Genomic DNA, 11,698 nt, shown 5'->3' on the forward strand with positions numbered 1-11,698 from the left:
CGAGGAAATATTGCAATGAACAAGATCACGAGTCGCTTCTGGCGTGCCCTGTCACTGACGAGCTGGGTCATGGCCAGTCTGAGCTTCGTCAGTATGGCCGGGGCCACCGAGGAGGCATTGCCGTCGCTGAGTTATGACCAAACAGGCGAACGGCTGCTCAAAGTACAGGCCAACCAGCTTTTCGAAAGCACGGATGGCCGGGCGGCCTGGACGATGATTCCATTGCCCGACGAAGTAGCGGAGGGACGGTTGGTAACGGTATCGGCAACCGCCGAACAGGCCCTCTATATCGCCGGCCCCTCGATCGGGGTGCAGCGCAGCATCGATCAGGGAGAAAGCTGGCACGAGATCGATGAGGGACTGCCTAGCCAAGACGTTATCGCATTCACCGTGCATCGTAACCAGCCAGAAACGCTTTATGCTGTGGTTGTCGATGACGGCCTCTACCAGAGCGAAGATACCGGCACGACCTGGAAGAAGATGGATAGCGGTCCTGCCCAGGCCGTTCGTCGGCTCATCCACTCCGATATGGAGGGTAGCATGCAGACCGGCTGGCTCTATGCGGTGTCCGACGATGTGGTTCGCCTGTCGATGGACTGCTTCTGCGGCTGGCGACCGACCGGGGATCTCAATGCCGGCAGGGTCTATGATCTGGCCTACAAGCTCGACGATCCCGAGCACGTCTATGTAGCCACGGAGCAAGGACTGTGGCGCAGCGACAATGGCGGTCAGGAGTGGCAGCAAGTTAGGGGTAATGCCCCGACGCTCGTTGCGCTTACGCTCGCGCCGCAGGGAACGCTCTATGCCCTGGATCGTGAGGGGGAACTCATGCGCAGCGAAGATCAGGGCCAAACCTGGACACCCCCCGATGCGTAAGCGCTGGATCCTCGTCACAACATGGCTGCTGATGAGTGCCGCGGGGCAGGCCATGGCGGGGGGTGGCCCCTCTTCGCGCGATACCTCTCGGCTGGAAGAGGGAGAAAGGATCTACCAGCAGTACTGTGCCAGCTGCCACGGCAGCGAGGGCGAGGGCCAGCCGAACTGGGAGCGCCAGAATACCCAGGGCGAATTACCCGCCCCCCCACACGGGCCGGAGGGGCATACCTGGAAACACTCCGATGCGATGCTCTACCGGATCATCGCCGAGGGGTGGCGCGATCCCTGGAACAAGACCGAAAGACTCACCATGCCGGCCTTCGAGGATGTCCTGACCCCCGCCGAGATTCGCTCTGTGATTAATTTCCTCAAGTCGTTATGGACATCGGAGCAACGACACCACCAGGCGGAAGAAAGCGTAGGAGCTTCATTTCCGACGCAAAGTGAGTAGCTGTGGGGCTGGGGAAGCGCTGCGTAAACACCTCCGCAGCTGACGGAGAGTCAACCGCAGGGTAAAACCTGGCTTTCTTGCCACTGTCTGACCAAAGCCAACCGATGAAGCAGATTTCTGTCGCTCAGGCTCAGCAACAGAACAAGAAGAAGGTTCCCCGCAGCGAACGGTGTCTGGGAAGCCTTGAACAGGACATCATGCACGCCCCCAAGGTCAGTAGCGGCATTTTCACCACTACGCTGCTGACATTACTCTCAATACCAGCCCAGAGATGGTGGACATTTCATCGCACGCACGAAGCCCCCTGCGAGAGCGTCACCTTGAGCTGATTGTGGTAGGTTTGCATTTGCTCTCAGCTAGGACTGTCTCTCTCCTACCAAATGGAGAGTAAGATGGGTAGGAACAAATAAAAAACTATGCACAAAATAAAACTAACCAACTGTTTTATAATTAAAAAATACATCAAATTACATCTTCAGATTCAAAATATTGAGTGAGGGATATGAGTCGAGCTACACCCTGGAGTTCAAGTGAGGTAGAGGCGACCGTCGCCACCTACCGGCAGATGCTGGTGGCGGAACTAAGCGGGCAAAACTATAACAAGCGCGAGCTCAATCGAGCGCTGATGGCACAGCTCCACGGTCGCTCGGCCAGCGCTATCGAGTTCAAGCACTGCAACATCAGCGCGGTGCTGCGCGATGCCAACTGCCCCTATGTCGATGGCTACAAGCCGCGCAGCAACTATCAGCAAAGTCTGGTTGAGGTTGTCGAGGAGTTGTTGCTGCGAAGCGAACTCGTTGATCGCGCGGCGCGTTTGGCCGCCGACCTGCCGGTGGTTGATACTACCGGCCTCTTAGACGAGCGTATCATCGTAGAACCTCCTAGAACGACACTACCGCAAAAAGGCGTTCGGGAGTTCCATGCCGACTATTCAGTTCGCCCGCCGCAAAAACGTGACTACCTGGCCCGGGAAACCCGCAACCGGGAACTTGGCCTTGCGGGTGAGCACCTTGTGATGCGCTTCGAGCAACAGCGCTTGATAAAGGCAGGAAAAGAAAAGCTCGCCGAGCGTCTAGAGCATGTCGCCATCACGCAAGGTGATGGACTAGGGTTTGATATTCGCTCGTTCGAGCCCGATGGCCGAGACCGGCTGATCGAGGTCAAAACTACGGCGTTTGCCAAAGAAAGTGCGTTTTTTATCACGCCTAACGAACTTGCCTGCTCGCGTGCTTACTCTGAGCATTATCACTTGTTCCGGCTTTTCAACTTCCGCAAAGGGCCGAAGCTTTTTTGCCTGAAAGGCGACCTTCAGGGGCAACTCTGGCTCGAACCCGACAGTTATCGGGCGGGCGTGCGTTGATTCAGTAGAGATTGATCACATCAAATGCCCGATCTTCAACTGATTAAAATCCCCATATTCTCCTGCCAAGCCTCGTTCAATCGCTGGGTGATCAGCTTGACCGTGATGGCTTTCACACCAAGGTCTTTTGCCACAGCCGGTAAGGTGCCAATAACGTCCGCGATCTCCTGAACGTGCGGCTGTGCCTGTTTCCAGTTGGCAAAGCCTGCATGGGTGGCGAGCTGTTGGATGGCTTTTAGCGAGGGCTGCTTGCCAAAGCCCATATAGGCAGTGGCGTGTACTGCAAAAGGGTGGGGGCTAAAGGTCACATCATAAAACGGTGCTGGTTTCCATTGGCCGTGATCATCCTGCAGAAACGCCCAGTTTTTACTGTGGTCGTCCTGGTTGCAGGCAAATAAGTTGAACAGTGCGCGTCGGAATTGCAGTTGGCCTACGGCGGGGGATTGACACAGCTGGCGGCTTGCCTTGATCAGGTCGGTGTAATCAAGGCTAGGGGTTCGGAAATCGGCATCCAGCAGCCCGCAGGCGCTGTGCATATGGAGGCGCCCCGCAGGGTTTGTCTGATGGATCCAATCAAACCGTCTGATGGCAAGCCAGGCGCGCTCACCCTGTGGCGTAGGTATGCGTAGTAACTGCCATTCGGGCGGCTCAAGGCCTGCTGTTTTAGCCATTTCCAGGTATGCCGCTTCGCATAGCCCCTCTTCATGACCCAGTGGCAGGTGTTGAGAGGTAAACTTGACCAGCCAGGCGTCATCCTCTGGCTGGGCATAGGTTCGGCACTTTTTCGATTGGCCGTGCGGCTAGAAAAGCTGTGCCTTCGGCCTTGCCCCGCCGGCGCTACCCGCTGCGACCAAGGCGCTGAGCACATCTTCCGTTTGCCCATCGAAAACGGCCTGTGCCTGGAGGCCGAGTGTCGCCAGGTCTTCGTTATCGCTCTGTGTCGGCGCTGCCTCTGATGCTGGCTCAAAGGCCAGTGCGCCCATACCACGTTGGCCAACAAATGCCAGCCGGTCCATCGCCGTAAGCTGCGTAGGTCCTATGCCATGCTGACGAAAGGCGCGGTCCTGTAGCAGCAGACCCCAGCCATCGGCTAAACAGTCGCCAAATACGCCATGAAGCCCTTGATGCGGCGTTCTAGGGGCGGGTTGAAGTGTCAGGTCGTCTTCTAACGTAAAAGGCGATAGATTGCCATGCTGTTCTAGATAGCCTTCCGCGTACTGAAAGAATACCCCTTGGCGGTTTTGTGCCAATACGCCAGCCGCGACCTGTTCACCGGTTGATAGCGTGCGCGTCACGTTCAGCCGTTGCGTAGGCTTAAAGGCCATCTTTGAGTACCTCATCGATAGAGGAAGGTATCTTTTCGTTGAATGCGTCGTGCTGGGTCAGCGCGTATAGCCGCGCCAAGTCGTCCAGGCTTTGCCATAGCAACAGCAGCTGGCGAAACGAGATTTGCCCGGTGAGCTCAAATTTTTTGATGGTGGGGGCGGGCACACTGCTGCGCTGCGCCAGTGACGCCCGGGATAGCTTGGCATGTTCGCGTAACCGACGCAGGTGAGCAGCAAAGGCTTGCTGAACATCGGTATCGTCCAACAGCAGAAAACGGTGCATAAGTTAACATTCTTAAAAAGGATACCTCTGTACCTATTATAGATGTTTTAGGCTTTTTATGGATATTATTGTGTCTATTTTTATTGCTTTTCGTGCTGTAGCCTGCTGCTGACGTTGTTCGACTGGCCCCTCCCCAACTGCCTCGCTCACAGCCCCAGCAACTCCCCAGCCGGCAAGTGGCTTGTCGCCTTCATTTCCCGCAGAGAGATATTGGAGCGGATGCTCGATACCCCCGGCAGCTGGCGTAGTACCTTTTCCACGAAGCGGCTGTAGTCATCAAGGTCGCGGGCGATGACCTGCAAGAGGAAGTCCGCCTCGCCGGTGGTGTTATGGCAACTGAGCACCCGGGAGCTGGCCTGGATAATGCGTTCGAACTCCGCGGTGGCCGCCTCGCTGTGTTGCGTACAGGTGATCTGCACAAAGGCCAGCACGTTGCCGCCAAGCTTTCGGCGGTTCAGCGTGGCTTGATAGCCTTCGATCACGCCCAATTCTTCCAGGCGTTTATGACGCCGCCAGCAGGTGGCTTCGCTCATTCCCAGCCGCTCGGCCAGCTTGGCGATGGATAGCCGACCATCGGCTTGAAGGCTATCGATTAGTTGGGCGTCTATGTTGTCCAGTTGGCTCATTTGAAAATCTCTTTCAGGTTTATGCGTATAAAAGAAAGAATGATTCAAAATTAGCCTGTGTGTCCATCCATCAGAAAAGTAATTTCAGGGGCGGTTGGTTATAGTAAAACAATGGATACCGCGCAGGAGTCGTTTATGAAAGCCGTTGTTTTTGAGCAGTTTTCCGCCCCTCTCCATATACAGCAGTTGCCAGATCCGGCGCCAGAATCGCATGGCGTGGTGGTTAAGGTAATGGCGAACGGGGTATGCCGCAGCGACTGGCATGGCTGGGTGGGGCACGATACCGATATCCAGCTCCCTCATGTGCCGGGGCATGAGCTGGCAGGCGTTGTCGAAGCGATTGGCAAGGACGTCAAACAGTGGCGCATTGGCGATCGCGTCACGGTGCCGTTCGTCGGTGGTTGTGGCACTTGCCCTGAGTGCCATGCCGGGAACCATCAGGTGTGCGATAGTCAGTTCCAACCCGGCTTCACGCACTGGGGGTCTTTTGCCGAGTATGTGAGTATTCACTACGCCGACGTCAACTTGGTCGCGCTGCCCGAAACGCTCGACTTTGCCACGGCAGCCAGCCTGGGCTGTCGGTTCGTCACCTCCTTTCGGGCGGTGGTCGATCAGGGTCAAACCTCGGCCGGTCAGTGGGTGGCGGTTCATGGCTGCGGGGGTGTGGGTCTATCCGCCGTGATGATTGCCAACGCCATCGGCGCTAACGTTGTCGCTATCGATATTTCGGAAAAAGCGCTTGCTCTGGCCCGCCAATTGGGCGCGACTGCCACCGTGAATGCCGCCAAGGTGGCCAATGTGGTAGAGGCGGTGGCGGACATAACTCGGGGAGGCGCTCACGTGTCACTGGATGCGCTAGGGCACCCGACGACCTGCTTTAACTCCATCAGCAACCTGCGTAAACGGGGCAAGCATATTCAGGTCGGGCTGATGTTGGCGGAGAACAGCACACCGGCTATTCCCATGAGCAAGGTGATTGCCAACGAGCTTGAAATACTCGGCAGTCATGGCATGCAGGCGCATCGTTACGGCGCCATGCTGGCGATGATTCAGTCTGGCAAGCTGGCGCCTGAGCGGCTTATCGGTAGGCGCATCACCCTCGAGCAGTCCATTGAGGCGCTGATGAACATGGATAAGTTCGAAGGGGTGGGCGTGACGGTAGTGACGGCGTTTTGAGAAAGCGTGCTCAGGCGTTGCGCCTGATGAGGAAGCTATCCTTGCGTTGAATGGGGCTGGCTGGGTCAGCGCGTATCGCCGCGCCAAGTCGTTTAGGCTTTGCCATGGCAAATGCCTGTCGCGTATTGAATCGGGAAGGTTGGTGAATATCACATGCCTATTGCCGTTAGCTTGGCCAATGCTTCATCAATGATTGAAGGACAATCCCCATGCCCACCCTTCGCCACATAATACTAACCCTACTCCTTGCCATAATGGGCGCGCTGCCGCTCGGTGTTCAGGCAAACGAGGCCATCTGGCAGTCGCTTGAAGAAGGCGGTCTGGTGATGCTGATGCGCCATGCGCTGGCGCCGGGCATCGGCGACCCGCCCGGGTTCGAACGTGGCCGCTGCGAGACCCAGCGCAACCTGTCTGGGGAGGGGCGTGCCCAGGCGCGGGCGATTGGCGAGGCATTTCGCGAGCGGGATATTCCCATCGGTGCGGTGTACGCGTCGCGCTGGTGTCGGGCGCTGGATACCGCCGAGCTCATGGAGCTTGGCGACGTCGAGCCTGCGCCGTGGCTGGACTCGTTCTTTCGCGGACGCGGTGATCGGGACGTCATCACCCAAGCTGCTCTTGAGCAGATAGCCGCCTGGGAAACGTCAGGCAACATGCTGCTGGTAACCCATCAGGTGAATATCTCGGCGCTGACCGGCCGCGGCGTGGGGTCGGGCGAGATGGTGGTGGTGCGCCCGACCGCGGATGGGCTGGAGGTGGTGGGCCGACTGGACGTTCGCGCGCCGTAGCCGGTTTCTACCAATTTCCTTCAATGAAACGAGGCAAATTATTCGCTCCTCATGGGGGCGTTGAGGTTTTACGCTGGGGGATATTAATAAGGAGATGGTTATGTCCTCGAATAGCACCCAGCAAGCGCGTCATGTCATCGCCCAGCACCCGGCCAGGCGCGACGATATCGGCGATCTGGTCACCCGGCGGCCCTTGCCGGGACCGCAGCTCGAGCAGCTCGATCCGTTTCTGTTTCTTAACCACCACGGCCCCCAGACGTATCCGGCCCATAATCAGGGCCTGCCGTTCGGCCCACACCCGCACCGGGGCTTCGAGACGGTCACCTTTATTCTCGAAGGCTCGCTTGCCCATGCCGACAGCACCCAGCATCAAAGCGTGATTCACGCCGGTGGCGTGCAGTGGATGACGGCAGGCAGTGGTATCGTGCATGCGGAAATTTCGCCTGAGGAGTTTCTACGCGACGGTGGCCCGCTGGAAATTCTGCAGTTGTGGGTCAATCTTCCGGCGCGCTTGAAGATGAGCAAGCCGCACTACGTGGGGCTCCAGCATGACGACATCCCTTCGCTGGCGCTGCCGGGGGGCGGTGAGCTAAACCTGATCGCCGGTGAATGGCAGGGCAGCGTTGGCCCTATCGAGACGCTGACCGGTGTGTTTATGTCGACGCTGGGGTTGCCTGCTGGATCGCGAGAACAGCTACCGGTAGCGTCTGGGCGGCAGGTATTTCTCTATGTAGTGGAAGGAAACGTTGAGGTGGGCGGCGAACCCGTTGAGCCTCACCATCTGATCGAAGTAGACCGCGCAGGCGATAGCCTGGTGATTGAAGCCAGCAGCGATGCTCGACTGTTGTTTGGTCACGGTGATGTCATCGACGAACCCATCTATTCTCACGGCCCCTTTGTGATGAACACCCGCGAAGAGACTGTTCAGGCGGTTGAGGACTATCAGAACGGTAAATTTGGCGGGTTAGACGCCTAATGGTAATGGTGTTGCAGGCGCGTATCTACACCGGTTCACCACGATAGTAGTGCCACAAGAACAGCGACCCCACCGTGCGCCAGGGTGCCCAGGGCTCGACCAACTGACGCGCCTGCTTGGGCGTGGGTTTGTCATCCATACCTTTCAAGCGGCCGAGTGCCACACGCAACGCCAGATCGTCGGCGGGGAAAATATCCCGGCGCTTAAGCGAGAACATCAGGTAAATCTCGGCGCTCCAGCGACCAAAGCCGCGCAGTTGGGTAATCGCGGCGATGGCGTCGTCGTCACTGAGGTGTTCAAGCCCATCGGCACTAAAGGTGCCCGCCAGCTCCGCTTCTGCGAGCCCCTTGGCGTATTCGATCTTGCGCCAGGAGAGCCCGGCATCACGCAGTGCTTGGCTGTCGATATCGATCACCGCCTGGGCATGGAGCTCGGGGAGCAGCGTATTGATACGGCCCATGATGGCGCGGGCGGCCTCGGTGGAAAGCTGTTGACTGACAATGGTACTGAAAAATGTCGCAAAGCCCTGATCGCGCTGGCGTGGTTCAGGCGCACCCACGAGGGGGTAAGCACGGGCGATATCCGGGTCGGCCTTGGCGAGGGCTGCCATAGCCTGTTCGATGGTATCTGGGTTCATCAGCGTCTCGAGTATTGAGAAATAAAAAACACACTAACAAAGCTAGGACACTAATGGGATTAACCCCATGCGGAGTTTCCCTTTCGCCCGCTAACTTTTAAGCGCAGTATGTTTCTACTTTCGTCTAATCCTGCGATCATTTGCGCCATCGCGATACCATCGGTCGGTATCCCAAGGAGATAAGCATGCAGGAATCGACGGCATCATCGTCTCAAGGGCTGGCGCGTAACCCGCGGCTGGCTGAATTTGTATTGGCGCTAGGCGGTTTTGGCATCGGCACCAGCGAGTTCGTCATCATGGGGTTGATGAATCGCATCGCGGAGGATCTGGCCATCACTGTGCCCCAGGTGGGCTATGCGATCAGCAGCTACGCCCTGGGCGTTGTGGTCGGTGCGCCGCTGATTTCTGCCCTGGCGGCAAGGGTCCCCAAGCGAGCGCTGCTGATCGCGCTGATGCTGGTGTTTGCCGTGGGCAATATTGCCAGTGCCATGGCGCCGGGCTTCTGGTCGTTTGTGGGCCTGCGCTTTATCGCCGGGCTGCCTCACGGCGCCTACTTTGGCATTGCCGCTCTGGTGGCCGCCGGGGCGGTGCCCGTCGATCAGCGGGCACGGGCGATTGCTCGGGTGATGATGGGCCTGACTGTCGCGATTCTGGTGGGCGCCCCCCTGGGCACCTGGGCCGGGAGCTTTTTCGGCTGGCAGATTGCCTTTGCCGCAGTGGGCGGCATTGCGCTGCTTACCGCGCTGTTGACCCGGTTCTACGTACCGGTTCAGCCCGTTGATGCCCTGGCGAGCCCGCTGCGTGAGCTGTCGGCGCTGGTCAAGCAGCGCGTGCTGGTTACCTTGGCCATCGCCTGTATCGGCTGCGGCGGCATGTTCGCCATTTTCAGTTACGTGATGCCGACGCTGACCCAGCAGGCGGGCATGAGCGAAGCGCTGGGGCCCTTGGTGCTGGTAATCTTCGGCCTGGGCTCCATCGCCGGGAATTTGATCGGCGGGCGTCTGGCGGATAAAAACCTGATGCGCGCAATTCCGTCTATTCTGCTGTGGTGTGCGGTGATCCAGGGGCTATTTTACTTCGCGGCGAATAATGTCTGGTCGGGGCTGCTGTTTGTGGGGCTGGTGGGCACCAGCATGGCGCTGGCGCCTTCGCTGCAAACCCGTTTGATGGATGTCGCCGAGGATGCCCAAACCATGGCGGCATCGCTCAATCACGCGGCCTTCAACGGTGCCAATGCGCTGGGGGCCTGGCTTGCCGGGCTTGTCATCAGCGCGGGCTTCAACTGGTCGAGCACCGGCCTGGTGGGAACCGGGTTGGCGCTGTGCGGGCTCGTGCTGTTTGCCGCCGGGCGCTGGCTGGAGAAACGTTATCCCCCGGCCCGCATGGCGGACGCCACCTAACGGCAGAGGCGAAAGCCGCGCATCCCGAAATGAAAGTGGTCGGCGTGGGCGGCGTTGTAGTCGGGGCCCAGGGTGTTGCCGAAAAAGTCGCAGGCATCGTCGCGTATGTCGCGCAGAAACGCTCCCGCTGGCCCATCGTTGCCCCAGTCCTCAAGCAGGGTAATGCGCTCACCGTTGGCGAGGTGAAAGCCGGTCACGTCAAGCGCCTCGGCGGTGGCGTGTTCGCTGCGCCGTCCGCTTTCGCGACCGTACACATTGCGGCAGGCAAAACTTCCCACATGGTCGACTTGGCGTACCCGGGTGCCGAGAAGGGTCTCGGCGCTGGGTTGCAGCGCGTGGCGCTCGAACATTACCCAGGCAAGCGCCAAGGGGCAGCTGGCTACAAACGATTGGTTGAAGGCGACGCTGCTGGCTTCAAGGCGCACCACGTTCTCAAGCGGGCAGCTATCGACGGGGGTGTAGTCGGCCAGAGGGGAATAGTGCAGCGCATCATCCGGCACGCTGTCCAGTGCGGCCAGGCAGCCGTCACGGTCATGTTCCAGGCGGCTCAGTTTTAGCGACGTGACCGGTGTTATCGGGTCGTCGACGTATAGCGGTGCCCAGGGTGACCAGTGGCGGGGAATGTCGATGACGCCCTTTTGCAGGGCAACGGCTAACGCGATCAGTGCCAGTATCAGCCAGCTACTTCGCATCGTGACCTCCCTGTTCTGCGAAACGCTACAGTCGTCGCGACGGGTGTGCGATACTGCGACCCTTTTCTACACTGCTCTAATTGCATGAGTTTACCTCGCCAACAAGGGAAGCGCGTATGTCCCAAGGTACACTGTTTATCGTTTCTGCCCCATCGGGGGCGGGTAAAACCAGCCTGGTGCGCGAGCTGATCGAAAGCCTCGATGGCATTCAGGTGTCGGTATCGCACACCACCCGGGCCAAGCGCGAGGGGGAGGTCGATGGTGTGAATTACCACTTCACCGATGCGGCAACCTTTGAGGCGATGATTGCGCGTGGCGAGTTTTTTGAGTACGCCAAGGTTTTCGATAATTATTACGGTACCTCGCGCCTGGCCGTCCAAACGGTACTTGATGCCGGCCAGGACGTGATTCTCGAAATCGACTGGCAGGGCGCGCGCCAGGTGCGCGAACAAATGCCCGAGGCCGTGTCGATTTTTGTCCTGCCACCGTCGCGCAGCGAGCTGGAGCGTCGCCTGGCCAGCCGTGGAACCGATGAGCACGCCATCATTGCGCGACGCATGCGTGATGCGATCAGCGAAATGTCGCACTACGACGAATACGACTACCTGGTAGTCAACGATGACTTCACCACTGCCCTGCAGGAATTGCAGTCGCTGGTCATTAGCCGCCGCCTGGCGCGCCCGTTAATGAGCGAACGCCACGCGCCCTTGCTGGCAACGCTCTTGTCACAGGCGCCCGGCGTCGAGTAATCTACACGGTTCTACTACCCTCTTTAGCTGGATCGGCCCGTTTGATCTCTCTCGGACGCGATTCAGCATCGTTATTACAGGAAGGCACCCCATGGCTCGCGTCACCGTTGAAGATTGTCTTGATCATGTAGAAAACCGTTTCAAGCTCGTGATGATTTCCACCCAGCGTGCCCGTCAGCTGGCGCGGGGCACCCGTGACTCACAGTTACCCTGGGAAAACGACAAGCCCACGGTCATGGCGCTGCGTGAAATCGCAGCGGGTCTGGTCGATCACACGGTACTGGACGAACCGGTTGAAGCACCTGTTCGCGCTCGTCCAGCAATGGCTCCCAGCGCACAAATCGACGAATAGGATTCACGAC

15 protein-coding genes and 1 pseudogene are annotated in these 11,698 nt (G+C 58.6%); 10 read left to right on the forward strand and 6 right to left on the reverse strand.

The genetic code is table 11. The features are described 5' to 3' along the window. Window positions 1-15 precede the first annotated feature (15 nt). From R3F64_RS04500 to R3F64_RS04515, 4 genes are all read left to right on the forward strand, one after another. Window positions 16-876, forward strand: a complete 861-nt coding sequence (locus R3F64_RS04500) for a WD40/YVTN/BNR-like repeat-containing protein (RefSeq protein ID WP_095622775.1) — start codon at window positions 16-18, stop codon at window positions 874-876. A 31-nt stretch (window positions 877-907) separates the two neighbouring features. After that, window positions 908-1,327, forward strand: a complete 420-nt coding sequence (locus R3F64_RS04505; protein WP_095622812.1) for a c-type cytochrome — start codon at window positions 908-910, stop codon at window positions 1,325-1,327. A 104-nt stretch (window positions 1,328-1,431) separates the two neighbouring features. Continuing rightward, on the forward strand, window positions 1,432-1,656 hold the full coding sequence (locus tag R3F64_RS04510; RefSeq protein ID WP_035414157.1) for a hypothetical protein: 225 nt from the start codon (window positions 1,432-1,434) through the stop codon (window positions 1,654-1,656). 173 nt (window positions 1,657-1,829) lie between these two features. Next, window positions 1,830-2,687, forward strand: a complete 858-nt coding sequence (locus tag R3F64_RS04515) for a DUF3883 domain-containing protein (protein ID WP_199284337.1) — start codon at window positions 1,830-1,832, stop codon at window positions 2,685-2,687. A 35-nt stretch (window positions 2,688-2,722) separates the two neighbouring features. Here the strand turns inward: R3F64_RS04515 and R3F64_RS19390 are convergent. From R3F64_RS19390 to R3F64_RS04530, 4 genes and pseudogenes are all read right to left on the reverse strand, one after another. Further along, window positions 2,723-3,469, reverse strand: a pseudogene (locus R3F64_RS19390) (type II toxin-antitoxin system HipA family toxin); the annotation flags it as partial. 18 nt (window positions 3,470-3,487) lie between these two features. After that, window positions 3,488-4,012: a HipA N-terminal domain-containing protein gene (locus R3F64_RS19395; RefSeq protein WP_233337307.1), complete on the reverse strand. Its 525-nt coding sequence runs from the start codon at window positions 4,010-4,012 to the stop codon at window positions 3,488-3,490. Continuing rightward, entirely contained in the window at window positions 4,002-4,295 is a 294-nt protein-coding gene (locus R3F64_RS04525; RefSeq protein ID WP_199284336.1) for a helix-turn-helix domain-containing protein, read from the reverse strand. The genes R3F64_RS19395 and R3F64_RS04525 overlap by 11 nt, the downstream gene beginning before the upstream one ends. 146 nt (window positions 4,296-4,441) lie before the next feature. Beyond that, on the reverse strand, window positions 4,442-4,921 hold the full coding sequence (locus R3F64_RS04530) for an Lrp/AsnC family transcriptional regulator (RefSeq protein ID WP_199284335.1): 480 nt from the start codon (window positions 4,919-4,921) through the stop codon (window positions 4,442-4,444). Window positions 4,922-5,056: 135 nt separating this feature from the next. On the opposite strand from R3F64_RS04530, the gene R3F64_RS04535 reads away from it, so the two are divergent. The 3 genes from R3F64_RS04535 (at window position 5,057) to R3F64_RS04545 (ending at window position 7,858) form a co-directional block, all read left to right on the forward strand. Then, on the forward strand, window positions 5,057-6,097 hold the full coding sequence (locus R3F64_RS04535; protein WP_199284334.1) for a zinc-dependent alcohol dehydrogenase family protein: 1,041 nt from the start codon (window positions 5,057-5,059) through the stop codon (window positions 6,095-6,097). Between the two features lie 209 nt (window positions 6,098-6,306). After that, window positions 6,307-6,882 (forward strand): histidine phosphatase family protein, encoded by a 576-nt coding sequence (locus R3F64_RS04540; RefSeq protein WP_199284333.1) that lies wholly within the window; start codon window positions 6,307-6,309, stop codon window positions 6,880-6,882. 100 nt (window positions 6,883-6,982) lie between these two features. Beyond that, window positions 6,983-7,858: a pirin family protein gene (locus R3F64_RS04545; RefSeq protein ID WP_199284332.1), complete on the forward strand. Its 876-nt coding sequence runs from the start codon at window positions 6,983-6,985 to the stop codon at window positions 7,856-7,858. 25 nt (window positions 7,859-7,883) lie between these two features. On the opposite strand, the gene R3F64_RS04550 is transcribed toward R3F64_RS04545, so the two are convergent. After that, complete coding sequence (locus tag R3F64_RS04550) at window positions 7,884-8,495, reverse strand: DNA-3-methyladenine glycosylase family protein (RefSeq protein WP_199284331.1); 612 nt, start codon at window positions 8,493-8,495, stop codon at window positions 7,884-7,886. A 185-nt stretch (window positions 8,496-8,680) separates the two neighbouring features. Here R3F64_RS04550 and R3F64_RS04555 point away from each other — a divergent pair, with 185 nt between their 5' ends. Continuing rightward, on the forward strand, window positions 8,681-9,895 hold the full coding sequence (locus R3F64_RS04555) for an MFS transporter (protein WP_199284330.1): 1,215 nt from the start codon (window positions 8,681-8,683) through the stop codon (window positions 9,893-9,895). Here R3F64_RS04555 and R3F64_RS04560 read toward each other — a convergent pair. After that, window positions 9,892-10,587 carry an extensin-like domain-containing protein gene (locus tag R3F64_RS04560; protein WP_199284329.1) on the reverse strand — a complete coding sequence of 232 codons (696 nt, stop codon included), beginning with the start codon at window positions 10,585-10,587 and terminating at the stop codon, window positions 9,892-9,894. The genes R3F64_RS04555 and R3F64_RS04560 overlap by 4 nt on opposite strands. Window positions 10,588-10,703: 116 nt before the next feature. Here R3F64_RS04560 and gmk point away from each other — a divergent pair, with 116 nt between their 5' ends. Together gmk and rpoZ are read left to right on the forward strand one after the other, a co-directional pair. Next, window positions 10,704-11,336, forward strand: coding sequence for a guanylate kinase (gmk, locus tag R3F64_RS04565; RefSeq protein ID WP_085920013.1), 633 nt, complete (start codon window positions 10,704-10,706; stop codon window positions 11,334-11,336). Between the two features lie 91 nt (window positions 11,337-11,427). Further along, on the forward strand, window positions 11,428-11,688 hold the full coding sequence (rpoZ, locus tag R3F64_RS04570) for a DNA-directed RNA polymerase subunit omega (RefSeq protein ID WP_085920014.1): 261 nt from the start codon (window positions 11,428-11,430) through the stop codon (window positions 11,686-11,688). The last annotated feature ends 10 nt before the right edge of the window (window positions 11,689-11,698 follow it).

Source organism: Halomonas sp. 5021 (assembly GCF_036663435.1).
GTDB classification, from domain to species: Bacteria; Pseudomonadota; Gammaproteobacteria; order Pseudomonadales; family Halomonadaceae; genus Vreelandella; species Vreelandella janggokensis.

Coding starts and splice junctions, on each gene's coding strand:
- R3F64_RS04560 (WP_199284329.1), bottom strand. CDS start 10,587: ATGCGAAGTAGCTGGCTGATACTGGCACTGATCGCGTTAGCCGTTGCC.
- rpoZ (WP_085920014.1), top strand. CDS start 11,428: ATGGCTCGCGTCACCGTTGAAGATTGTCTTGATCATGTAGAAAACCGT.
- R3F64_RS04515 (WP_199284337.1), top strand. CDS start 1,830: ATGAGTCGAGCTACACCCTGGAGTTCAAGTGAGGTAGAGGCGACCGTC.
- R3F64_RS04505 (WP_095622812.1), top strand. CDS start 908: ATGAGTGCCGCGGGGCAGGCCATGGCGGGGGGTGGCCCCTCTTCGCGC.
- R3F64_RS04545 (WP_199284332.1), top strand. CDS start 6,983: ATGTCCTCGAATAGCACCCAGCAAGCGCGTCATGTCATCGCCCAGCAC.
- R3F64_RS04540 (WP_199284333.1), top strand. CDS start 6,307: ATGCCCACCCTTCGCCACATAATACTAACCCTACTCCTTGCCATAATG.
- R3F64_RS04535 (WP_199284334.1), top strand. CDS start 5,057: ATGAAAGCCGTTGTTTTTGAGCAGTTTTCCGCCCCTCTCCATATACAG.
- R3F64_RS04525 (WP_199284336.1), bottom strand. CDS start 4,295: ATGCACCGTTTTCTGCTGTTGGACGATACCGATGTTCAGCAAGCCTTT.
- R3F64_RS04530 (WP_199284335.1), bottom strand. CDS start 4,921: ATGAGCCAACTGGACAACATAGACGCCCAACTAATCGATAGCCTTCAA.
- R3F64_RS04510 (WP_035414157.1), top strand. CDS start 1,432: ATGAAGCAGATTTCTGTCGCTCAGGCTCAGCAACAGAACAAGAAGAAG.
- R3F64_RS04500 (WP_095622775.1), top strand. CDS start 16: ATGAACAAGATCACGAGTCGCTTCTGGCGTGCCCTGTCACTGACGAGC.
- R3F64_RS04555 (WP_199284330.1), top strand. CDS start 8,681: ATGCAGGAATCGACGGCATCATCGTCTCAAGGGCTGGCGCGTAACCCG.
- R3F64_RS19395 (WP_233337307.1), bottom strand. CDS start 4,012: ATGGCCTTTAAGCCTACGCAACGGCTGAACGTGACGCGCACGCTATCA.
- gmk (WP_085920013.1), top strand. CDS start 10,704: ATGTCCCAAGGTACACTGTTTATCGTTTCTGCCCCATCGGGGGCGGGT.
- R3F64_RS04550 (WP_199284331.1), bottom strand. CDS start 8,495: ATGAACCCAGATACCATCGAACAGGCTATGGCAGCCCTCGCCAAGGCC.